This is a genomic window from Pantoea dispersa, from assembly GCF_035783935.1.
Classification (GTDB): Bacteria; Pseudomonadota; Gammaproteobacteria; order Enterobacterales; family Enterobacteriaceae; genus Pantoea; species Pantoea dispersa_C.
This window is the reverse complement of the sequence record NZ_JALKOV010000007.1, coordinates 110916-130983: the sequence shown is the minus strand read 5'-3', so window position 1 is coordinate 130983 and position 20068 is coordinate 110916. Positions and strand designations below refer to the sequence as shown.

Sequence of the window (20068 nt, the reverse complement as noted above, 5' to 3'; positions counted from 1 at the left end):
GGAGGTAACGCGATGAAAACAGCCAATGCAATTGACACGCTGCGCGACCTGGCGGAGCAGGATCTGGAACAGGCGGTGATTCACCTCGGCGACATGCGCCGCGGCCAGCAGCAGGCCGACGAGCAGCTGAGCATGCTGCTCGATTATCAGGATGAGTACCGTAACAAGCTCAATCAGGATATGTCCGGCGGCATCGCCAGCACGCGCTGGAGCAACTATCACCAGTTTATTCAGACGCTGGAAAAAGCCATCGAACAGCATCGCCAGCAGCTTAATCAGTGGAACCAGCGGCTGGAGCAGGCGCTGAGCAACTGGCGGGAAAAGCATAAGAAGCTGAATGCCTATCAGACGCTGATTACCCGTGCGGAAGAGAACGCATTACGACAGGAAAGCCGTCTCGATCAGAAACGGATGGATGAATTTGCCCAACGGGCCGCATTGAGGAAAGGCGAATGAATACGCTGCCAACACTGCTGACACAGCTGGCTAAAACCGGCAAAGCGCAACCTTCAGCCAGCGTGGACAATTCGTCTGCAGCTGACACCCTGCCGCAGGGATTTATCACCGAGCTGGGCAATCGCCTGCTGACGCTGGTAAAGCAGCAGGGAAATGGCGCGCAATCCGCTGATCTGGCGGCAGAAATTGACGCTAAGCATGTCACGAAAGCGTCATTAAGCGCGCTGTTGCAGGCACTGGACAAACCAGACGCGTTAAACGCACTTTTACAGCCGGAAAACACTAAAGCCGGGCTGAAATCAGCCGATGATAATGACAAGCGCGCGGCAAGTTCGTTAACTGCCAGCGACTTACAGAATGTGCAGGCGCTGTTTGCCATGTTGCCGGCGGTGATCGAAAACCGCAGCGGCCAGCCAACAGCAAACAGCACACCGCTGGAGACCCAGGGTGAGGCACGTACCGGTTTACCTGCGGCGTTACTTAACAGTGCGCTGCAGAGCGCGGTGAAAGAAGATCAGGCGAAGCCGGCTGCGCCGCAGTCAAAAGACAGCGATTCGCTGGCCAGCCTGACCGGTGTCAGTCACAGCCCGGTGCAGAGCAGTGTCAGCAATGCCGCGCCGGCCAGCAATAACGGTATGACGCTGGATGAACGTTTTCAGCAGGTGCTGAGCACGCTGAGCAAACCGGAAGAGCGGCGCGAGATGGCCAGCGGCCATGACAGCAGCGCGCCGGCCATCAGCAGCCCGCTGAGCAGTACCAGCCCGCTGGTCAGCACCACCGCCAGCACCAGCAGCGCGCCTTCAACGCCGATGCTGAATGCGCAGCTGGGCAGCAATGAGTGGCAGCAGGCGCTGAGCCAGCAAATTGTAATGTTCAGCCGTAATGGCCAGCAGAACGCTGAGTTACGCCTGCACCCGGAAGATCTGGGTGCGATACAGATTAGCCTGACGCTGGATAAAGATCAGGCACAGTTGAATATGGTTTCCAGCCACAGCCATGTGAGGGCCGCGCTGGAAGCGGCGCTCCCACAGCTGCGTACGGCGCTGGCGGAGAGCGGCATCAACCTGGGACAGAGTAATGTCAGCAGCGACGCTTTCGCACAGGGCCAGAGTTATCAGGGCCAGCAGGAAGGACGTCGCGACGGCCAGCACGGCAGCTTTACCCTCTCCCAGGACAGTGACAACGAGATAACGCCTATTGCCGTCCCGGCAGCCCTCCAGGCGCGCGCGACCGGCAACGGCGCTGTCGATATCTTTGCCTGACAGCGACTAAACGCTGAAGGTAAGCGTAAAACCCGCGTCTTTTCTTCCCATTGTTTGACTTAAGACGCGGGATAATCTGTCCAGGTAAGCCGAGAGGCTTGCCCATAATTCACAGGAAGTAACTGCAAACATGTCTGATAACGCGAAAGCTAAAGGCCGCAAACGTTCACTACTAATTCCGGTGTTACTGATTGTAACGCTGGCCGCTTGCAGCGTGGCAGGCTATGCAGTCTGGCGAATGATGAATAAACACGAGGGTGACAAACCGGAGGCTGCCAAAGTGGAGCCGCCGCCCGCCCCGGTATTTTTTGCAATGGATACGTTTACGGTTAACCTGGTCAATCCCGACAACGATCCCGATCGCGTGCTGTACGTAGGTTTTACCCTGCGTCTGCCGGATGAGGACACCCGTCGTCGGCTGAATGACTACCTGCCTGAGGTACGCAGCCGTTTGCTGCTGCTGCTTTCGCGTCAGAGCGCGAGCGCGCTGGCAACGGAGCAAGGCAAGCAGGCCCTGGTTGAGCAGATCAAACAGGTGCTGACGCCACCGCTGGTAAAAGGTCAACCTGCGCAGGTAGTCAGTGACGTGCTGTTTACCGCCTTCATTTTGAGGTGACTTAATGGGCGATAGCATTCTCTCCCAGGCTGAGATTGACGCGCTGCTCAATGGCGACAGTGACAGCGCGGAAGTAGAGAACAGTTCCACAGGGGCCGATGGCGATATCCGCCCCTATGATCCCAATACCCAGCGTCGCGTGGTGCGCGAGCGTCTGCAGGCGCTGGAGATCATCAATGAGCGTTTTGCCCGTCATTTCCGTATGGCGCTGTTCAACCTGCTGCGCCGCAGCCCGGATATCAGCGTAGGGGCAATCAAGATTCAGCCGTACCATGAGTTTGCCCGCAACCTGCCGGTGCCAACCAACCTGAACCTGATTCACCTGCAGCCGCTGCGCGGAACCGCGCTGGTGGTGTTCTCGCCGAGCCTGGTGTTTATCGCCGTGGATAACCTGTTTGGCGGCGACGGTCGTTTCCCGACCAAAGTGGAAGGCCGTGAGTTTACCCACACCGAGCAGCGCGTGATCCGCCGCATGCTCAAGCTGGCGCTGGAAGGCTACAGCGACGCATGGAAGGCGATTTATCCGCTGGAAGTGGAGTATGTGCGTTCAGAAATGCAGGTGAAGTTCACCAACATTACCACCTCACCGAACGATATCGTGGTTAACACGCCGTTCCAGGTGGAGATTGGTAACCTGGTAGGTGAGTTCAATATCTGTATTCCGTTTTCGATGATTGAGCCGCTGCGTGAGCTGCTGGTCAATCCACCGCTGGAGAACTCGCGTCAGGAAGATAATCACTGGCGCGACAATCTGGTGAAACAGGTGCAGCACTCGGAGCTGGAGCTGATTGCCCACTTCGCCGAAACGTCGCTGCGTCTGTCACGCATTTTGCAACTGAAACCTGGTGACGTCCTGCCCATTGAGAAGCCGGACCGCATCATTGCTCACGTCGACGGCGTACCGGTACTGACGAGCCAGTATGGCACGCTCAACGGCCAGTATGCGCTGCGTGTAGAACACCTGATTAACCCGATTTTGAATTCGCTGAATGAGGAACAGCCCAATGAGTGACAGCAAAAAACCGTCCGATGATATCTCTGCGGACGATCTGTGGGCTGAAGCGATGAACGAGCAGGCAACCACCAGCAGTGCAGCGGAGCCGGCCGACAACGTATTTAAGTCGTTCGAAACCAGCGCCGCCGGCGGCTCGTTGCAGGACATCGATCTGATTATGGATATCCCGGTCAAGCTGACCGTGGAGCTGGGTCGCACCAAGATGACCATCAAAGAGCTGCTGCGCCTGACGCAGGGTTCGGTGGTGGCGCTGGACGGTCTGGCCGGCGAGCCGCTGGACATCCTGATCAACGGCTATTTAATCGCGCAGGGTGAAGTGGTGGTGGTGAATGACAAATATGGCGTGCGCATCACCGACATTATTACGCCGTCCGAACGTATGCGTCGCCTGAGCCGCTAATCATGTTAAAAAACGCGCAAACCGTGCAGCCCGCCCACGCCCAGCCGGTGGTGTCCACCAGTTCGGTCGTCGGGCAAGTCAGCAGCGTGTTGGCGGTGATCGTGCTGCTGATTCTGGCCTGCGGCTGGCTGGCGAAACGCCTCGGCTTTGCGCCGAAAGCGGTGAGCGGCCAGGCGCTGAAAGTCAGCGCCAGCGTGCAGGTTGGGCGTCAGGAGCGGGTGGTGATTGTTGATACCGCCGATGCGCGTTTAGTGCTGGGCGTCACCGCTCAGCAGATTACTCATCTGCACTCGCTGCCGCCGCTGCCACCGGAAGCGTCGCTGCCGGCCACTGCGGCGCCGCAGGATTTTCGTCAACTGTTTCAGACTCTGGTTAAACGTCCCGGAAAACCCCAATGATGCGTCGATTGCTCCCTCTTCTGCCGCTGCTGATGCTGCTGGCACCGGCTGCCCATGCGCAGCTGCCGGGTTTGATCAGCCAGCCGCTGGCCAATGGTGGTCAGAGCTGGTCGCTGCCGGTGCAAACGCTGGTGTTCATCACCTCGCTGACCTTTATTCCGGCGGTGCTGCTGATGATGACCAGCTTCACGCGCATCATTATTGTGTTTGGTCTGCTGCGTAACGCACTGGGCACGCCATCCGCGCCGCCGAATCAGGTGATGCTGGGTCTCGCGCTGTTTCTGACCTTCTTTATCATGGCGCCAACCTTCGACAAGATTTACACCGATGCCTATCTGCCGTTCAGCCAGGACAAAATCAGCATGGACGTGGCGATCGACAAAGGTGCCCAGCCGCTGCGCGAGTTCATGCTGCGCCAGACGCGCGAAGCTGACCTGGCGCTGTTTGCCCGTCTGGCCAACACCGCACCGATTCAGGGGCCGGAAGCGGTACCGATGCGCATCCTGCTGCCCGCTTACGTGACCAGCGAGCTGAAAACCGCATTTCAGATTGGCTTCACCGTGTTCATCCCGTTTCTGATCATCGACCTGGTCGTCGCCAGCGTGCTGATGGCGCTGGGGATGATGATGGTGCCGCCCGCCACCATTTCGTTGCCGTTTAAGCTGATGCTGTTCGTGCTGGTAGATGGCTGGCAGCTGCTGGTGGGATCGCTGGCGCAAAGTTTTTACTCCTGAGTGGCTTACCGCCCTCACCTTTCTCTCGACAGGAGCGCAACATGACACCGGAATCGGTAATGGTAATGGGCCAGGAAGCGATGCGTATCGCCCTGATGATGGCCGCTCCGCTGCTGCTGGTGGCGATGGTGAGTGGTTTGCTGATCAGTATTCTGCAGGCGGCAACACAGATTAACGAACAGACGCTGTCGTTTATCCCGAAAATCCTCGCCGTTGCGGCCACTGCGGTGGTTGCCGGTCCGTGGATGCTCAACCTGATGCTGGACTACATCCGTACTCTGTTCAGCAACCTGCCTTATATCATCGGCTAATGGTCACGCTCGACAGCAGCCAGCTGGTGCACTGGGTGGCGCAATTCTTCTGGCCGATGGTGCGTTTACTGGCGCTGTTTGCCAGCGCACCGTTGCTCAATGAACGTTCGATTCCAAAACGGGTCAAAATAGGACTGGCGGTGGTGATCACCTGGATTGTGATGCCGCTGCTGCCTCCGGTCGAAGTGACGCTGTTTACCCCGGCCGGTTTCTGGATGCTTGTACAGCAACTGCTGATTGGTATCGGTATTGGTCTGACGATGCAGCTGGCCTTTTCAGCCGTGCGGCTGGCGGGTGAGATGATCGGTCTGCAAATGGGCCTGTCGTTCGCCACCCTGCTCGACCCGAACAGCCGGATCAACATGCCGCTGCTGGCCCGTTTTCTCGACATGCTGGCGATGCTGCTGTTCCTGACCTTCAACGGTCACCTGTGGTTGATCTCGTTACTGGTGGACAGTTTTCACACGTTGCCGATTAACGATCAGCCACTCAACGCCAACGCCTTCATGGCGCTGACCAAAGCCGCCAGCTTAATTTTCCTTAATGGCATGATGTTAGCGCTACCCTTAATAATTCTGCTCCTCACGCTAAACCTGGCACTAGGTTTGTTAAACCGCGTTTCACCTCAGCTGTCAGTTTTCGCTATCGGCTTCCCAATCACCTTAACGGTAGGGATCCTGAGTCTGGGTATGATGATGCCGTTGCTTGCACCTTTCTGTGAACATCTGTTCGGCGAAGTCTTTGATTTGCTCGCGCAGTTTGTATCAGAACTTTCCCCTGCCCGTTGATTAACGATACTGTTAACCTTCTTATACGATAGTTAAGTAAACAAAAACATTCTGTGCATTTTTCGAACCATTTTTTTCAGAAATCAACTGAGGATATTCTGATAAATGCGCATTTATGGTGAAAATTATTCTTATTAAACGGCGCTTCGCGTATTTTAGTCAGACGATTCCTAAGCTGGTTAAGCTTGTGAATCGGTTGATAAAATGCTCAAAGGGCTGTTTTTAAACAAAAAAAATATTACAGCGATTTTTCTTGTCTAAATCCCTTTTTTCCGGCATTGTCAACACTCGCTGAAACGTCACACTTTCGCGATTCAAATGTTTTTAAGAATTGTCCTATCAGATTTGTCTGTGACTTGCGCGATAGTGACAGGGCTCTCAAAACAGAGCGAAAGAAACACATAAACCAAATTCCCGGCGATTCCCACTATCGCGGGGACAAGAGTGACGTGGAAGTAACACAATAAACTTCGCAGAACGGGTCAGGGACGAATCAAGATGGCGCAGGGGTACATTACGCCAGTCTGCCGAGCAGAATAAAAAAGTGTCTTTGGAAATCTCTCTCGTACCGCAAACGCGTATTCATCGTTGATTTAAACGGATAACAAATTGGTGAGGGTCGCTATAATGCCAACGATTATTATGGATTCATGTAACTACACACGCCTGGGTTTGTCAGACTATATGTCGGCAAAAGGAGTCAAAAAGAAAAATATTACTTCCGTGTCTGACATCGAACAATTGCAACAAAGATGTGAGCAATTAAAACCGGGCGTAGTATTTATCAATGAAGAATGCTTTATTCATGAATCCGATTCCAGCGATCGCATTCGTTCTATTATCATGCAGCATCCGGATACGCTATTCTTTATTTTCATGGCGATCTCGAATATCCATTTTGAGGAATACCTCTACGTTCGTAAGAACCTGATTATTACATCAAAATCGGTAAAAACCTCGACACTGGACTCGCTGCTGGGCACCTATCTGCAAAAGAAACTCAATGCATCGCCGCGCATTTCTGCCGGTATGGATATTCATCCACTGACGCTGAGTCAGACGGAATCTAATATGCTGAAAATGTGGATGTCAGGTCATGACACCATTCAGATTTCGGACAAGATGCAAATTAAAGCGAAGACGGTTTCGTCACACAAAGGCAATATTAAACGTAAAATTAAGACGCATAATAAACAGGTTATTTATCATGTGGTGCGTCTGACGGATAATGTTACCTCTGGTATTTATGTCAACGTGCGATAGTTTCACCCATCGATGATACGTTTTGTGGTTAAGGCCAGTCACCGCGACTGGCCTTAATTGTTTTTGTGCGTTTTGCGAGCGCGATCCCACTTCCCCGCTAAGCCTTTATTCCGCGCTGCCGATGCTTGCTTTCAGAACCCCTACCACTATGAGAGCAAGGAAATGAAAACAGCATCGATAGATGGGCAACATAAGCTCAGCATCTGGCAGAACCTGCGGCTGATGCCTCTGTTCAGTATGATTTTTGGCGGCATCCTGCTGCTATTTGCCCTGTGCATTGGGCTCGCCAGCTACTTTCTGATTCAGAGCAATAACTCCCTGAATGACGCCACCGATGAAATTCAGGTGCGCATGGGCATTTCCAACAGCTCAAACCATCTGCGCACCGCGCGCCTGAACGTGCTGCAGTCGGGCGCTGCGGCGCGCATCGGTGAAATGGATGGCTATCGCGCCGATCTGGCGCGTACCGAAACGCGCATTAAGCAGGCGCGCGAAGGCTTCAAAATTTATATGGATCGCAAAATGAAGACGCCGGCAGACCTGGCGCTCGACGGTCCGCTCACCACCAGTTTTAACGCCTACATTGATAAAGGCCTGAAGCCGATGATTGAATCGGCGAAACAGGGCAGCTTCGAGGGGATTGTCGCGCAGGAAACCGATGTCACCCGCAAGCTGGATGATGCCTATAACGCGGTGCTGCTGAAGGCGATTAAGATCCGCACCGAGCGTGCCGAAGCGATTAACGCCGAAGCGGCGCATCAGTCGCGCGTTGGCTTTATCGCCATGGCAGTGGCGTTTGCCGCCGCGCTGCTGCTGGTGCTGCTCACCTTTGTGTTCCTGCGCCGTGTGGTGATCAATCCGCTGCGCCTGTCGGTTGGCCGCATTGAACGCATCGCGCAGGGCGATCTCACCGCCCCCGAGCAGGCCTGTGGCCACAACGAAATTGGCAGTCTGCTGCATAACCTGCAGCTGATGCAGGCGTCCCTGGTGCGCACCGTCGGCACAGTACGTGAAGGCGCGGTGGCGATTTATCAGGGCTCCAGTGAAATCTCCGCCGGCAACACCGATCTGTCATCCCGTACCGAGCAGCAGGCTTCTGCGCTGGAGCAAACCGCCGCCAGCATGGAGCAGCTCACCGCCACCGTGAAGCAGAACGCCGAAAACGCCCATCACGCCAGCCAGCTGGCGGCTGATGCATCCGGTAAGGCGCGCAGCGGCGGCGAACTGGTGAGCGGCGTGGTGAAAACCATGAATAACATCTCCGGCAGCTCGAAGAAGATCGCGGAAATTACCAACGTCATTAACAGTATCGCGTTCCAGACCAATATCCTGGCGCTCAACGCCGCGGTAGAAGCCGCGCGCGCCGGGGAACAGGGCCGTGGCTTTGCCGTGGTGGCCAGTGAAGTGCGTAATCTGGCGCAGCGCAGTGCGCAGGCGGCGAAAGAGATTGAGTCGCTGATTGCTGAGTCAGTGGATTTGATCAGCAACGGGTCGCATCAGGTCGGCGAAGCCGGCACCACCATGGGCGAGATTGTTGAGGCGGTGCGCCGCGTTACCGATATCATGGCAGAGATTGCGGCGGCGTCTGATGAGCAGAGCCGTGGCATTCAGCAGGTCAGCCTGGCGGTCACCGAGATGGATAACGTGACGCAGCAGAACGCCTCGCTGGTCGAGGAGGCCTCTTCGGCGGCGGCCTCGCTGGAAGATCAGGCCGGTAAACTGACGCAGGCGGTGGCGGTGTTCCGCCTGAATGATACGCCGCGCACGCTCGTTGCCGCTGCACCGCAGCCGGCGCTGAAAGCCCCTGCGCTGGCTGCGCGTCCGGCATTAGCCGCGCCAGGCAATGATAACTGGGAAACGTTTTAAGAGGAGTGAGGTGGGGTGCGGTATTTTCCCTCACCCCATCCCTCTCCCGCTTGCGGGAGAGGGGGCTGACCGTGCGGCTGTTGTGTAGGGTTTTCACCCAACGCTTCAGGAACAACGTATTACTAAGCATCGGCGCTGAACGGTTCCCTCTCCCGCGTGCGGGAGAGGGTTAGGGTGAGGGCAATCTAATCGCAAAACCAGACTACCCTTCCCCCGCATACGGCTCAACAAACACCCCTTCGGCGTGATCGCTTTCATTAAAGAACCAGATGCCCAGCGGATAATCCTCCAGCGCCACCAGATACATGGTGCCTTCGTTGAATCCTTCCACAGCCAGCACCGTGCCGACGCGACGTGGGCCGCCGTCGGTTTTTACCGTTACGCGGTCATTGACCTTCATTGATTTCTCTCCAGAAACAGTCCTGCGCATAGTGTAACGGAAGATAGTCAGCGCTGCCTGATCGCGATCAGCGTCGGGCGATTACCCACACCGCATGCACAATACCCGGAATGTAACCGCACAGCGTCAGCAGAATGTTGAGCCAGAAGGCGCCGCCGAAGCCGACCTGCAAAAATACGCCCAGCGGTGGCAGCAGAATCGCAATAATAATCCGAAATAAATCCATACTAACTCCCTGATAACCATCATAATCAACCAGCTGTAAGCATAGCTGCTTTAGGCAAAAGTGGGTTATCCGGCGGGTAAAGAAGTGTCAAAACCCGGCTTTTCACTTTCTTAACGTTTCGCGGAGAGACTTCTGACAACGCCTGCCCGTACACTTACCGGCACTGCACCAACCCCAAAGGGGCAGTCAACCTAAAAGTAACAAGGATTTTTGCCCGCGCAGCGCGGGCTTTTTTTTTACCTGCCCACCGTGCACGCGCCAGCCCGCCCTCACCGTCTATACTTGTCAGGTGTCCGTTTGCCTCCGGGAGGCTGTTATGACGACTGCAAAAGAGTACAGCGATAACGTGCAGCGCGAAGTCAACATCGACGTGGACGCGCTGCTGGAAGCGATTCAGAAAAAAACCTCAGGTGAAGTGCAGGAGTTTATGCAGGCTGAAGATGCGCACCGTGTCAAAGTGAACGGTGAAGCGTACGACTCTTACACCGAACTGGCCGACGCGTTTGAACTCGACATCCGTGATTTCACCATCACTGAAGTGAACCGCTGAAATCGATTTCAAAAAAAGACCCGGCGCGAAGGCCGGGTTGAAAAAAGAATAAATTCGTTACACCAGGAAAATCTTTACACCGCTTCAGATTACGCTTTAGCTGAAGTAAGACAAGTCTCATTTCTGCACGCAATTCGAACAAATCTGCATAATCATGCACTGCTGTTACCGAAAACATCGCGATACGGCTGGCATTCTGCATGCACAAAATGTGCAGCCGCTCCGTTACTTGGCCGGTGTTTTAAGATTTTTCCTGGTTATTCGCCGCGATGACCGCCGAAAAAAGTGTGATCGCGATTGGCTATTATACTGATTACACGTCGCTTTACGGATGCCCCCGGGCATAAGGAGTGCATTGATGATCCCGTTAGATTCCTCCCTGCTGATTGTGACCGATCTGGATGGTTCGCTGCTCGATCATCACGATTATAACTGGCAGGCCGCCAGCGAATGGCTGGCGCGGCTGAAGCAGCAGCAGGTTCCGCTGGTGATCTGCTCCAGCAAAACCGCTGCCGAGATCATCCCGCTGCAGAAGCGGCTGGGCATTGCCGGCGCCCCGTTTATCGCTGAAAACGGCGCGCGCGTGGCCTTTGGTGCAGAACCGCGCGTCGCGGAAGAGCCGGGCGCGGAATATCTTGCGCTGTGCGCCACGCTCAGTAGGCTGCAGGCGGACTTTCGCTTCACCGGTTTTCACGACTTTAGCGATGCAGAAGTTGCCCGCTTTACCGGTCTGACGCTGGCGGAAGCCAGTCAGAGTCGCCTGCGCGATGCGTCTGAAGTGGTGCTGTGGCGTGATGATGAATCGCGGCTGGATGCGTTCCGCGCGGCGCTGGCGCAGCATCAGCTGGCACTGACGCAGGGTGGCCGTTTCTGGCACGTCATGCCCGCAGGCAGCGGTAAAGGCGCGGCGCTGGAACAGTTATTGCAGCATTTGCAGCAGCAGGAAGGCACCAGACGCACCACCATTGGGCTGGGCGACGGCCCCAACGATGCGCCGATGCTGGAGCGCGTCGATTATGCCGTGGTGATTAAGGGCTTCAGCAAAAATCCGGTGGTGCTGCAGCGCAGCGATCACCACAACGTTTACCACACCGCACACGTCGGCCCAGAGGGCTGGCGCGAAGGTCTGGATTACTTTCTTGCCCAACCTGAATAACGGCAGCTGACCAGAAGGATGAGACGATGAGTGATTTTTACCAGAACGGCGTAATTACCAACTTTCATAATCTCACCCACCGCAGCGTGGAATCGCTGGAAAAAGAGATGGTGCGCTTTGCGCGCAAGCGCAAAATGGGGCTGATTCTGCCCTCGCTGTTTTCTGAGCTGGAAGGCCCGGCGCTGGATAACATCGTCAACGAACTGGCGAAGGTGCCCTATCTGGAGGAGATTGTGATTGGCCTCGATCGCGCCGACCGCGATCAGTTCCTCTACGCGCGGGAGTTCTTTTCGCGCCTGCCGCAGCGCCACCGCATTTTGTGGAATGACGGTCCGCGTCTGAAAGCGCTGGACGCCGAGCTGGATAAAGAGGGCCTGTCGCCCAGCCAGCCGGGCAAAGGGCGTAACGTGTGGTTCTGTACCGGTTACACGCTGGCCTCCGATCGCTCGCAGTGCGTGGCGCTGCATGACTGCGATATTGTCACCTATGAACGCGGTATGCTGGCGCGCCTGCTCTATCCGCTGGCCAACCCGGCGTTTCAGTATGAGTTCTGCAAAGGCTTCTATGCGCGCGTCGCCGACGGCAAACTGAACGGCCGCGTCGGGCGCCTGCTGGTCGGTCCGCTGCTGCGCTCGCTGCAGAAAGTCTACGGCCACTCTGAATACCTCGACTACCTCACCAGCTTCCGCTACCCGCTCTCCGGCGAATTCGCCATGCGCACCCATGTGCTGAACGGCATCAAAATTCCCGGTGACTGGGGGCTGGAGATTGGCGTGTTGTCTGAGATCTATCGCAACTACACCACGCGCCAGACCTGCCAGGTGGAAATTGCTGACAACTACGACCATAAGCATCAGCCGCTGGCGGAAGAAGACGGCACCGGTGGCCTGAAGCGCATGAGTAACGATATCGTGCAGTCGCTGCTGCGTAAGCTGGCGACTATGGGCGTGCCGCTGACCAGTGACTCCTTCCGCGTGCTGAAGGCCACCTACTACCGCAACGCGCTGGACATGATGGAGATCTACAACCACGAAGCCACCATGAACGGCCTGAAGTTTGATCAGCACATTGAAGAAGCGGCGGTCGAGATGTTCACCCAGGCGATTCTGGATGCCGGTCAGTCGTTCATTGAGCGGCCGAACGAGAAACCCTTCATCCCCAGCTGGAGCCGCGTGCAGTCTGCCTTTCCCGACATTCTGCAGCGCATCTACCAGGCGGTGGAAGAGGATAACGAAGGCAAGGTTTAACCCGCCGCACACACCTGGTTGCGACCGCCGCTTTTCGCCAGATACAGGCGGCGGTCCGCTGTCGCCTGCAGGCTTTCTGCATGGTAACTGCCCTGCTCGGTGCTGCAGCTGATGCCCGCCGACAGCGTCACGCTGAATGTTGTGCTGGCATTCACCAGAATGGTTTTGGCCGCCAGCCGGCTGCGGATACGCTCCGCCACGCCCTGCGCGTCCGCCAGCGTGGTGTGCGGTAGCACGATACAAAACTCCTCGCCGCCGATGCGTCCGGCGACGTCGTAAGGGCGCAGCGTATGCTTAATAACGCCCGCCACGTGCATCTGCGCCTGATCGCCGGCGTGGTGGCCCCAGCTATCGTTCACCTTTTTAAAATGATCGATATCGAGCTGAATCACCGCCAGCGGCTGTTGCTCGCAGTGCCGCGCCAGCGCCTTAAACTGCTCGAAAAAGGCGCTGCGGTTCAGCAGCCGCGTCAGACCGTCGTAGTTAGCACGCCACGCCAGCCGCGCCGAGAGATCGTCGAGCCGGCGCACCAGTCGGAAAATCACCTGATGCGCTATCGCCAGCAGCAGCACGAACAGCAGCCACATGCCAAACAGAAACAGCGCCACGCGGCCCAGCTCCTGCGACAAGCCCTGGCGCAAACTCTGCACGTTGATCAGCCACGCATCGACGTTTTTCAGCTTCACCCAGCTGGCCAGCTGGCTGCCCAGCCACAGCGTCCCCGATGGCTGCTGGTGAATCGCCAGCATTAGTCGTTCACGCTGCGCGGCAGTTAATGCCCGGTCATTCGGTGCCGGCAGCCGGGTGATTTCGTGCAGCGCGCGATCTTCCAGCACCAGCTTGCCCTGCAGCACGCTGTGACGCGACTGTTGCAGCAACGCATTAATGCGCTGTTGGGTGAAATCCATCGACAGCACACCGTACCAGTACTGATTGGCGATCACCGGCGCGCTTACCGTCAGCATCAATCCTTCGTTAAATTCGCCCTGATAGGCTTCGGTCCAGTGCCACCGCGCCTGCGGTGCCCGGCCCGGTTGCTGGTCGCGAAAATAGGGACGCTGCGTCATGGTGGCATAGCTCTGCGCCAGTTCCTGTGCGCTGCGTGGCGGACGGGAACTGATGAAATAGCCAGCGCGCGAGATGTACCAGAAGCGTGAATGAAAATCCTGCGCCTCATCGCTGAACTGCATGATAAAGCTGAATTCCAGCGCGGCGCGCAGTTCAGGCAGCAGATAAGCGTCATCGCGCTGCAGCAGTGCATCGCGCTGCAGCCATTCATCGCTGACGCCGTTAATCGGCATGCTGCGCAGGTTGGCAATTTGCAACTGCCACACCGGCTGATGGCGCAACTGCTGAAAACGCTGCAGGGCGTGCTGACCGTAATCGGCATCCAGCGGATGGGTCAGCGCGTAGCTGAGCATTTTCTGATAGTAATTAAGCTCGTCCAGACTCTCCTGAAAACGGCTATCGAGGCTGCGCTGGATCTCGGACAGCTGGGCGCGCTGCCGCTGCTGATAGTTATTCTTCAGTTCCAGCGCTTCATGGACAGTAAGAAACAGTGAAAAGAGAAAGACCGCCAGAAAACAGAGATGCACGCGCAGCGCAGGATTAATGCGGCGTGTCGACAGTGGCGAGGTTGGCATCAGTTGCCAGGCTCCGAAAAACAACGAATGGGAAAAGTGTAGTCAGGCGGCAAAACGGCGTACAGGCAGAGATCAGGAAAAGCGTGAAAAGAGATAACGACAGCGGGACGGCGCAATGACCGTCCCGGGAGACTCAGCTGGCCAGCTGGCGCGCGGCCGACAGATGCGTCAATTCATCACTGCGGAACGCTTCACGGCGTACGCTGTAGCCATCATACCAACGACACTCTACCATTCCGCTGGCATAGCCGGTCACCACCATGGTGGGTCCGCCCTGTTTGTGCTGAACTTCGTCACTGATTGCAAAGGTCATACCGCGCCCTCCCTTCTCTCACCGTTGATTGAACGGATTAAGGTATAGCAGCTGTGCGCGTTTTATGCCTATAGGATATTGCTATTACTGTGACAAATTCGGAATAAGCAGTGAAAAATGCCGAAAATAAACAAAGCCGATAAAAATTATTATCGGCTTTGAGGGGTGATTTTGCGGGGGGAAATCAGATTTTGCAGCCTTCGCAGTCGGCTTCATCGCTGATATCCGCTGGCACTTCGCTGGCTTTTTCGGCCGCTTTGGCTTCCGCCTGCTCCAGCTGTGCATCGATATCAAATTCAAACATATCGTCGTTCATCATCGTTCTCCTGACCCGTGATTAGAAATTTCCTGCGCTTTATACCGATTTACCGCGCAGCTTCGCAACCAGATTTACCACTAACAGCACAATCGACCCAACGATAAAGCCCAGCACCAGGTTCGCGCCGTTGCTCAGTAGCGTGGACACCACGCCCGGGAAGCCGCTGCTGTATTCCTCAATGGCATGATGCAGCGGCGCAAGACCGTGCACGATAATGCCACCGCCCACCAGGAACATGGCGATGGTGCCGACCACCGACAGAATTTTCATCAGCCACGGTGCCAGCGCCAGCAGCGCGCCGCCGGTGGCCTGCGCCAGCGTGGAAGATTTCTCGCGCAGCCAGTAACCGAGATCGTCAATTTTCACGATCATCGCCACAATACCGTACACGCCGATGGTCACCAGAATGGCAATCCCGGCCAGGATGAGCACCTGATTAAGCAGCGGCGCATCCGAGACGATGCCCAGGGTGATCGCCACGATTTCAGCCGACAGAATAAAGTCGGTACGCACCGCGCCTTTGACTTTATCTTTCTCGAACTGGCGCGGATCCTGCTGCGCCAGATTATCCAGGCGCTTTTGCCGCGCTTCAGGACTCTTTTCCGCCTTGTCGTGGTGCAGGCTGTGCAGCACCTTTTCCACCCCTTCAAAGCACAGGTAGGCACCGCCAATCATCAGCAGCGGCGTAATCAGCCAGGGGGCAAATGCCGAAATCAGCAGCGCCAGCGGCACCAGAATCAGCTTGTTGATGAAAGAGCCTTTCGCCACGCCCCACACCACCGGGAGTTCACGATTGGCTTTTACCCCGGTCACCTGTTGCGCATTCAGCGACAGATCGTCGCCCAGCACGCCGGCGGTCTTTTTTGCCGCCACTTTGCCCATGACGGAAATATCGTCGAGCAGCGTGGCAATATCATCCAGAAGAGTCAGTAAGCTGGTTCCTGCCAAAATGTTATTCCTTATTCGGGTTCGTGATCCTGACAACAGGGGCACCGCTCAATCGCCGTTACCGTCATATCGGCGATGCCCGCACAGTCCCATTCGACGCGTAACGTTTTTCCGTGCAGATCGCCGGCGTGCAGATACTTGCTCACCGGACTTTCGGTCATGCCGCTTATCTCTTCGGTCGCCACCAGCGTATCGTCCAGATAAATGCGTGCCGTGGCATGTGCATTGACCATGCGCTCATCGCGCAGTTGATACAGGCGTCTGACCGTCAGTTTGATGCTGCTCATGGTGGTGTTCCGCGTCCCAGAGAAAACGCTGATCTAAACTGTTATGGCGGGCAAAAGCAATCACCGGGCCTTAATCCGCCCGATAGTGATGCAATCCCTGATGATCGATTTCGCTGCTGTGCGCGGCGGCCAGCAGCCACTCCTCCAGCCGTTCCACCAGCGCGTCATCCTCCAGCCGCAGTTTGCCCCGCAGCGCGCATTCCCAGACAATCAGCACCTTCCAGCCGCTTTGCTGCAGCTGCTGCACATAGCGCCGGTCCCGCTCCACGTTACTGTTAATTTTGCCGCTCCAGAATTCGGTGCGCGTGGCCGGCATTTTGAACAGATAACAGTGATGACGATGCCAGAAACAGCCGTGCACAAAGATAATGGCTTTCTGCTGCGGCAGCACAAAATCCGGCCGGCCCGGCAGCGCTTTATCCTGCACGCGAAAGCTGAAGCCGCGATCTTTCAGCAGTAGCGCAATGCGCTGCTCAATCGCCGTATCCTGATTGCGAATGGCGCGCATATTTTTGCTGCGAATATCGTGCGAGTGGACGTCCGCCATGGCGTCTCCTTTTTTCTGGGCTTCTTCAACTTTAGCGGGTTGAGGCGAAAGCGAAAGTTTGCGCGTAGCAGATTGCGAGACGCTGCGCAGCCAAGGTTAATTTCCACGCCGCGCCAGGAGTGGTAGCATAGCCGCTTCACTGTTAAGGAAAAACGCATGCTTGCACTCGACCCCGCCGCGACGGCTTCGCCTTCCCCGCTCTCCGCCCATGATGACGCCACCGCGCTACTGCTGCAGGCACTGGATATCTATGCGGTGCGCGATCTGGTGGTCAACCTGAGCGAGGCCGGCGGCCGCGACTGGAGCATCACGCAGCTTAACCGGATTCGCAGCGGGAAAAGCGCCGCGCCCGCGCTGTCAGCCGCGGAAGTTGCCCGGCTGCAGGCGCTGCTGCCGTCACGACCGGCACATTATGATGACGCCCGATTTCAGTTTATCGATCTGTTTGCCGGCATCGGCGGTATCCGCCGCGGCTTTGAGCAAATTGGCGGCCAGTGCGTCTTCACCAGCGAGTGGAACAAAGAAGCGGTGCGCACTTACAAAGCCAATCACTACAGCGATCCTGAGCATCATCAGTTCAACAGTGATATCCGGCTGGTGACGCAGCCGGCCGGCTTACAGGATGAGCAGGCGATATATCAGCATATCGATGAAACCATTCCCGACCATCAGGTGCTGCTGGCTGGCTTCCCCTGTCAGCCCTTTTCGCTGGCTGGCGTCAGTAAGAAGAATGCGCTGGGGCGCGCGCACGGCTTTGAGTGTGAAGCCCAGGGCACGCTGTTTTTCGATGTGGCGCGCATTCTCGCCGCGAAGAAACCGCCGTTTTTCGTGCTGGAGAATGTGAAGAACCTCAAGAGCCACGATAAAGGCCGTACCTTTGCCATTATTATGGCCACGCTGGATGAGCTGGGTTATGACGTCGCCGATGCGGCGGATGACAAGCTGCCGGATGCGAAAGTCGTCGATGCGCGTCACTTCCTGCCCCAGCACCGCGAGCGTATCGTGCTGGTGGGCATCCGGCGCGACACCGGCCTGAGTGAAGGTTTTTCGCTGCGCGCGCTGGCAGCGCTCTATCCGCCTCAGGTGCCGGCGCTGCACAGCCTGCTGGAGCCACAGCCGGCGGCAAAATATACCCTGTCGCCCACGCTGTGGCATTATCTCTACCAGTACGCGAAGAAGCATAAAGCCAAAGGCAACGGGTTTGGCTTTGGCCTCAACGATCCGCGCAATCCGCACTGCTGCGTGCGCACTCTGTCAGCGCGCTACTACAAAGACGGTTCGGAAATCCTCATCGATCGCGGCTGGGATCACGCGCTGGGCGAGCAGGATTTTCAGCAGGCAGAGAACATGGCGCGCCGCCCGCGCCGCCTGACGCCGCGCGAATGTGCCCGTTTGATGGGCTTTGAAGCGCCGGGCGAAGCGCGCTTCCGCATTCCGGTCTCCGACACACAAGCCTATAAGCAGTTTGGCAACTCAGTGGTGGTGCCGGTGTTCACCGCGGTGGCAAAGCTGCTGCTGCCACTGATTGAGCAGCACGCGCGTCGCCGGTAAACCGGCGGCCAGCGTTTTTCCGCACCCCAATTTGCTTTAGTAACGCGCGTTGTGCTGTTTTGCCGTACATCGCGCGCACTGTCACCGAACTGTCACGCATCAAACGAATACTGCGTTTTATTTTTGCGGAGCTGTTCGATGTCTCTCCTGTCTGTAATCGCCCTGCCGCTGCGGCTGCGGTCCCGTTTTACCCTGCGTTTGCCCGACTGGCTCACCAGCCTGCGCGCTCAGTTTATGCTGTTTATTGTGCTGTTTGGCCTGCTGCAGTTTGCCGGTGTGCTGCTGCTCAATCAGCATGTCAATCAGACGCAACTCTCTTTGCAGCAGGCCAGCCAGCTACGGCAACGGCTGGCGCTGCTGGATAAAGCGCGCATTGAACTGCTGACCGCCAGCGACAACAGCCATCGTGCCGGAATTTACCTGATGCAGGACCAGCAGAGCGGTTCTGTCGACAGCTGGAAAAGTCTCGCTGCAGCCGCCAGCACCTCGCTGCAACAGGCGCAGCAGCTGTTTGCTGCTTATCAGGCGAAGAGCGACAGCCCCTTGGCTCAGGGATTCGTGTTGCTGGCCGGCGGGCTGCAGGAGCAGCTGAAGGGACTGGCGGCCAACGATATCAACGCCTTTTTCATGGTGCCAATGCAGGCTTTTCAGCAGCAGTTCAACGATGCGTGGTTCAGCGAAATCGAACAGGCCAATCAGCAGCTGGGCAGCGTCAACCAGCATTCGCTCAGCACGTTAAAGCAGAGCCGTAATCTGTCGCTGGCGATCGCTGCGTTATTAATGGCGCTGCTGCTGCTGGCCGCTGCTCTGCTGATGCGCGGCGTGCTGTTGCCGCTGCGCCGTGCCAATACCGAGCTGGCACAGATTGCCACCGGCGATTTGACCGTCAAACAGCCACCGCTGCGCCGCCAGTCGCTGGAGACGCGCCAGCTGCTGCTCGCCATTGATACCATGCGCCAGGGTTTACAGCAGATCGTCAGCGACATCAATAATGTGGCGGTCAGCGTAGCGGCCGGCGCTGGCGAGATGCAGCAGCATAATCAGCAGGTGATGCAGCAGCACCAGGCGCAGAACGCCAGCTTCCACCATTTGTCGCAGCGCCTGCATCGCGTGTCGGAAGAGGTGGAAAAAGGCGCACAGTTTTCTCAGCTGGCGACGCAGGAAGCGCAGTCCGCCGACGCGCTGATGCGTCACTGCGCCCGTGAAGTCGACAATATGGATCATCAGATGCAGCAGATTGTGGCGGCCGCCGGGGATATTGCCGGTATTGTCGGCATGCTGGATAGCCTGTCGATGCAGACGCGCCTGCTGTCGCTCAACGCGGCCATCGAATCGGCGCACGCTGGCGCTTACGGCCGCAGTTTTTCTGTGGTCGCTAAAGAGATGGGTTTGCTGTCACAGCAGAGCGGCGCATCCACGCGGCAGATTGACGGGTTGATTCAGCACACGCAGCAGCACGTCCAGGATGGGTTTGACAAGGTGCAGGCGCTGGAAGTGCTGTTTGCGCAGATTGGTCAGGCGGTATCCGGCGTGGTCAGCCAGCTGAATGAATTGCAGGATAACAGCACGGCGCAGAGCCATCGCGTGAGTAAAATTGCCCGGGAAGTGGTGGAAATGAGCCATCAGCTGCAGCAAAACGACGCGTTAAATGCCCGCCAGGTGCAGGCAGCGGCGGCGCTGAGTGAACTTTCGGCGCGGCTGGCGCAGCGCGCGCAGCAGTTCCGCGTGAGCTAAGAAGCCGCTAAAAAAAACCCGTCAGCGACGGGTTTTCG

At 56.9% G+C, this 20068-nt stretch carries 24 protein-coding genes; 16 read left to right on the top strand and 8 right to left on the bottom strand.

Annotated elements, in window-relative coordinates; genetic code table 11:
- Nucleotides 1-12 precede the first annotated feature (12 nt).
- The 11 genes from fliJ (at nucleotide 13) to MXF20_RS14720 (ending at nucleotide 9109) form a co-directional block, all read left to right on the top strand.
- Nucleotides 13-456 (top strand): flagellar export protein FliJ, encoded by a 444-nt coding sequence (gene fliJ, locus MXF20_RS14770; RefSeq protein WP_325970027.1) that lies wholly within the window; start codon nucleotides 13-15, stop codon nucleotides 454-456.
- A complete protein-coding gene (locus tag MXF20_RS14765; RefSeq protein ID WP_325970026.1) occupies nucleotides 453-1718 on the top strand; it encodes a flagellar hook-length control protein FliK in 1266 nt (421 codons plus the stop codon). The genes fliJ and MXF20_RS14765 overlap by 4 nt, the downstream gene beginning before the upstream one ends.
- A gap of 130 nt (nucleotides 1719-1848) precedes the next feature.
- On the top strand, nucleotides 1849-2334 hold the full coding sequence (gene fliL / locus MXF20_RS14760) for a flagellar basal body-associated protein FliL (RefSeq protein ID WP_325970025.1): 486 nt from the start codon (nucleotides 1849-1851) through the stop codon (nucleotides 2332-2334).
- A gap of 4 nt (nucleotides 2335-2338) precedes the next feature.
- Nucleotides 2339-3346, top strand: coding sequence for a flagellar motor switch protein FliM (gene fliM, locus MXF20_RS14755; protein WP_325970024.1), 1008 nt, complete (start codon nucleotides 2339-2341; stop codon nucleotides 3344-3346).
- Nucleotides 3339-3749 carry a flagellar motor switch protein FliN gene (gene fliN, locus MXF20_RS14750; protein WP_325970023.1) on the top strand — a complete coding sequence of 137 codons (411 nt, stop codon included), beginning with the start codon at nucleotides 3339-3341 and terminating at the stop codon, nucleotides 3747-3749. Before fliM ends, fliN begins: the two co-directional genes overlap by 8 nt.
- 2 nt (nucleotides 3750-3751) lie before the next feature.
- Nucleotides 3752-4147, top strand: coding sequence for a flagellar biosynthetic protein FliO (fliO, locus tag MXF20_RS14745; RefSeq protein ID WP_325970022.1), 396 nt, complete (start codon nucleotides 3752-3754; stop codon nucleotides 4145-4147).
- Complete coding sequence (gene fliP / locus MXF20_RS14740) at nucleotides 4147-4881, top strand: flagellar type III secretion system pore protein FliP (protein ID WP_325970173.1); 735 nt, start codon at nucleotides 4147-4149, stop codon at nucleotides 4879-4881. Before fliO ends, fliP begins: the two co-directional genes overlap by 1 nt.
- Nucleotides 4882-4922: 41 nt before the next feature.
- Nucleotides 4923-5192, top strand: a complete 270-nt coding sequence (gene fliQ / locus MXF20_RS14735) for a flagellar biosynthesis protein FliQ (RefSeq protein ID WP_010618647.1) — start codon at nucleotides 4923-4925, stop codon at nucleotides 5190-5192.
- Nucleotides 5192-5980 carry a flagellar biosynthetic protein FliR gene (fliR, locus tag MXF20_RS14730; protein ID WP_325970021.1) on the top strand — a complete coding sequence of 263 codons (789 nt, stop codon included), beginning with the start codon at nucleotides 5192-5194 and terminating at the stop codon, nucleotides 5978-5980. Before fliQ ends, fliR begins: the two co-directional genes overlap by 1 nt.
- 627 nt (nucleotides 5981-6607) lie before the next feature.
- Nucleotides 6608-7243, top strand: a complete 636-nt coding sequence (gene rcsA / locus MXF20_RS14725) for a transcriptional regulator RcsA (RefSeq protein ID WP_325970020.1) — start codon at nucleotides 6608-6610, stop codon at nucleotides 7241-7243.
- A gap of 162 nt (nucleotides 7244-7405) precedes the next feature.
- Nucleotides 7406-9109, top strand: a complete 1704-nt coding sequence (locus tag MXF20_RS14720; protein ID WP_325970019.1) for a methyl-accepting chemotaxis protein — start codon at nucleotides 7406-7408, stop codon at nucleotides 9107-9109.
- Between the two features lie 202 nt (nucleotides 9110-9311).
- Here the strand turns inward: MXF20_RS14720 and dsrB are convergent, their stop codons facing one another.
- Nucleotides 9312-9509: a protein DsrB gene (gene dsrB / locus MXF20_RS14715; RefSeq protein WP_010618650.1), complete on the bottom strand. Its 198-nt coding sequence runs from the start codon at nucleotides 9507-9509 to the stop codon at nucleotides 9312-9314.
- Between the two features lie 67 nt (nucleotides 9510-9576).
- On the bottom strand, nucleotides 9577-9735 hold the full coding sequence (locus tag MXF20_RS14710; protein WP_232759701.1) for a YqaE/Pmp3 family membrane protein: 159 nt from the start codon (nucleotides 9733-9735) through the stop codon (nucleotides 9577-9579).
- 316 nt (nucleotides 9736-10051) lie between these two features.
- Here MXF20_RS14710 and yodD point away from each other — a divergent pair, with 316 nt between their 5' ends.
- The 3 genes from yodD (at nucleotide 10052) to MXF20_RS14695 (ending at nucleotide 12688) form a co-directional block, all read left to right on the top strand.
- Complete coding sequence (gene yodD / locus MXF20_RS14705; RefSeq protein ID WP_325970018.1) at nucleotides 10052-10285, top strand: YodD family peroxide/acid resistance protein; 234 nt, start codon at nucleotides 10052-10054, stop codon at nucleotides 10283-10285.
- A gap of 358 nt (nucleotides 10286-10643) precedes the next feature.
- Nucleotides 10644-11441 carry a mannosyl-3-phosphoglycerate phosphatase-related protein gene (locus tag MXF20_RS14700; RefSeq protein WP_325970017.1) on the top strand — a complete coding sequence of 266 codons (798 nt, stop codon included), beginning with the start codon at nucleotides 10644-10646 and terminating at the stop codon, nucleotides 11439-11441.
- 26 nt (nucleotides 11442-11467) lie between these two features.
- Entirely contained in the window at nucleotides 11468-12688 is a 1221-nt protein-coding gene (locus MXF20_RS14695; RefSeq protein WP_325970016.1) for a glycosyl transferase, read from the top strand.
- Here MXF20_RS14695 and dgcQ read toward each other — a convergent pair.
- From dgcQ to MXF20_RS14665, 6 genes are all read right to left on the bottom strand, one after another.
- Nucleotides 12685-14331: a cellulose biosynthesis regulator diguanylate cyclase DgcQ gene (dgcQ, locus tag MXF20_RS14690; protein WP_325970015.1), complete on the bottom strand. Its 1647-nt coding sequence runs from the start codon at nucleotides 14329-14331 to the stop codon at nucleotides 12685-12687. The two genes, MXF20_RS14695 and dgcQ, sit on opposite strands and share 4 nt — an antisense overlap.
- Before the next feature lie 133 nt (nucleotides 14332-14464).
- Nucleotides 14465-14644, bottom strand: a complete 180-nt coding sequence (locus tag MXF20_RS14685) for a YodC family protein (RefSeq protein WP_010618657.1) — start codon at nucleotides 14642-14644, stop codon at nucleotides 14465-14467.
- 184 nt (nucleotides 14645-14828) lie between these two features.
- Nucleotides 14829-14963 carry a hypothetical protein gene (locus MXF20_RS14680; RefSeq protein ID WP_254919505.1) on the bottom strand — a complete coding sequence of 45 codons (135 nt, stop codon included), beginning with the start codon at nucleotides 14961-14963 and terminating at the stop codon, nucleotides 14829-14831.
- A gap of 36 nt (nucleotides 14964-14999) precedes the next feature.
- Complete coding sequence (locus MXF20_RS14675) at nucleotides 15000-15911, bottom strand: DUF808 domain-containing protein (RefSeq protein ID WP_325970014.1); 912 nt, start codon at nucleotides 15909-15911, stop codon at nucleotides 15000-15002.
- A gap of 11 nt (nucleotides 15912-15922) precedes the next feature.
- Nucleotides 15923-16198 (bottom strand): hypothetical protein, encoded by a 276-nt coding sequence (locus MXF20_RS14670; protein ID WP_325970013.1) that lies wholly within the window; start codon nucleotides 16196-16198, stop codon nucleotides 15923-15925.
- Between the two features lie 70 nt (nucleotides 16199-16268).
- On the bottom strand, nucleotides 16269-16745 hold the full coding sequence (locus tag MXF20_RS14665; protein WP_325970012.1) for a DNA mismatch endonuclease Vsr: 477 nt from the start codon (nucleotides 16743-16745) through the stop codon (nucleotides 16269-16271).
- Nucleotides 16746-16901: 156 nt separating this feature from the next.
- Between MXF20_RS14665 and dcm the strand changes: the two genes are divergently transcribed.
- Nucleotides 16902-18296 carry a DNA (cytosine-5-)-methyltransferase gene (gene dcm, locus MXF20_RS14660; protein ID WP_325970011.1) on the top strand — a complete coding sequence of 465 codons (1395 nt, stop codon included), beginning with the start codon at nucleotides 16902-16904 and terminating at the stop codon, nucleotides 18294-18296.
- Nucleotides 18297-18434: 138 nt separating this feature from the next.
- The gene (locus tag MXF20_RS14655; protein ID WP_325970010.1) at nucleotides 18435-20030 is read left to right on the top strand and encodes a methyl-accepting chemotaxis protein; all 1596 of its coding nucleotides are present in this window, start codon (nucleotides 18435-18437) and stop codon (nucleotides 20028-20030) included.
- Nucleotides 20031-20068: the final 38 nt, after the last annotated feature.